The following is a 1,707-nucleotide window of genomic DNA, read 5'->3' as shown; positions in this document are numbered from 1 at the left end:
TAAGAGCACCGATATCGGCTACATCATCGTGGCATCGGTGCGCGTGCTGGGAGCCAACGCCATCCGAAACGGTGGCCTATATACGCTGACGCATCATCGGGGCGTGCAGGTAATTATGGCCGAGAAGGTTACGGCTGGGGCCGGTGAGGCCGAGGGGGCGGCCGACGATCAGGCGGTATCGCCTGCGGAACGTTTCGAGGCGCAAGTGCAACATGCGGTGGCGGAACTGTACCGGAACCGGAGGACGGGATGATGGCTAAGGTAGCGGGAGTAGTCGCGCCATCCCTGGCTCCCGCCGGATTGCTGGTTGGTACTGGGCGGAGCAAGCGGGCTGTGATCTGCTTGCGGGTATCGACCCTCAAGCAGGTTGGCCGCGACGATGACCCGGACGGCTACTCTTTGCCTGCCCAGCGGGAGGCCTGCGAACGCAAAGCCGCCAGCCTTGACGCTGAGGTAGTGGCAGTATTCGTCGACCGGGGCGAGTCCGCCAAGACTGCCGACCGCAAAGAATTTCAAAAGATGATAGCCTTCGTTAAACAGCAGGGCGACATCGACTATGTCATCTTGGACAAGGTAGACCGCTTCGCCCGTAACCGGCGGGATGACGCCAACATCATGTTCGAGCTGAAGTCTGTAGGCGCCACGCTGGTAAGCGTCAAAGAAAATATTGACGAGACGCCCGGCGGGCAGCTGCTCCACGCGATTATGGCTGGGATCGTGGAGTTCTACTCCCGCAACCTGGCGACCGAAGCCCTGAAGGGGATAACCCAGAAGGCGAAAGTTGGTGGGACACCAGGGCGGGCGCCGGTTGGCTATCTCAACACCCGGCAGCGCATCGAAGGCCGGGAGGTGACTATTGTCATTATCGACCCAGAGCGCGCGCCGCATGTCCGGTGGGCCTTTGAGATGTACGCCACCGGAGAGTGGACACTGCGGCAACTCACCGACGCCCTGGCTGAACGGGGTCTCATGGCGCTGCCGCACGGGAAGAAGCTGCCGGGGCCGCTCGCCATCTCCCATGTATCGCGGGTGCTGAATAACCGCTACTACATCGGCAAGGTAACTTTCAAGGGTATTGAGTACGAGGGCCGCCATGAGCCGCTGATCTCCGAAGCCCTGTTCATACGGGTACAGGAGATGCTCGCCCTGCACAACGTCGCCGGTGAAAAGCCGCGGGTACACACCCACTATCTCAAGAGCGCGGTGTACTGCGGTGCCTGCGGTGAGCGGCTTTCCCTGATGAATGCAAAGGGCCAGTACCTCTATTTCTACTGCCTTGGGCGCCAGAACCACCGTACCGATTGCGCTGCCCCCTACATGCTGGCGGACGCGGTGGAAGAGGCCGTTGAACGGTACTGGAAGACGGTGCGGATTTCGGAAGAAGTACAGGATGCAATCCGGGAAGGCGTGCGGGCGGAGATCCAGCACCAGCAGGCCCAGGCCGCGCCGGAGGTTGCCCGGGCCAAGCGGCGGGTCGGGGAGCTGGCCGACGAGCGGCGGCGGCTGGCCCGTGGAGTGGTGACCGGCTCTGTTCCGGAGGACCTGGCCCAGGAGGAGCAAGCCCGGGTCGCCACGGAGCTACGGCAGGCCGAAAGCACGCTGCGCACCGCCGCCACGATGTATGACGACATCGAGGAGACCTTGCGTCTAACCCTGGAACTGGTGGGCCGGGCTAGCGAGGTCTACTAGGGCCTGTTTGGGAAGTTC

At 62.6% G+C, this 1,707-nt stretch carries 2 protein-coding genes; both read left to right on the top strand.

Annotation, left to right across the window (positions count from 1 at the left end; translation table 11 throughout):
* On the top strand, positions 1-253 hold a 253-nt coding region (locus ACY5KJ_RS19470; RefSeq protein ID WP_462189335.1), incomplete at its 5' end, for a hypothetical protein.
* A gap of 89 nt (positions 254-342) precedes the next feature.
* On the top strand, positions 343-1,689 hold the full coding sequence (locus tag ACY5KJ_RS19465) for a recombinase family protein (RefSeq protein ID WP_462204045.1): 1,347 nt from the start codon (positions 343-345) through the stop codon (positions 1,687-1,689).
* Positions 1,690-1,707: the final 18 nt, after the last annotated feature.

This window comes from Frankia sp. CcWB3, assembly GCF_977927595.1.
The sequence above is the reverse complement of the archived record's forward strand: the minus strand, read 5'-3'. Positions and strand labels throughout refer to the sequence as shown.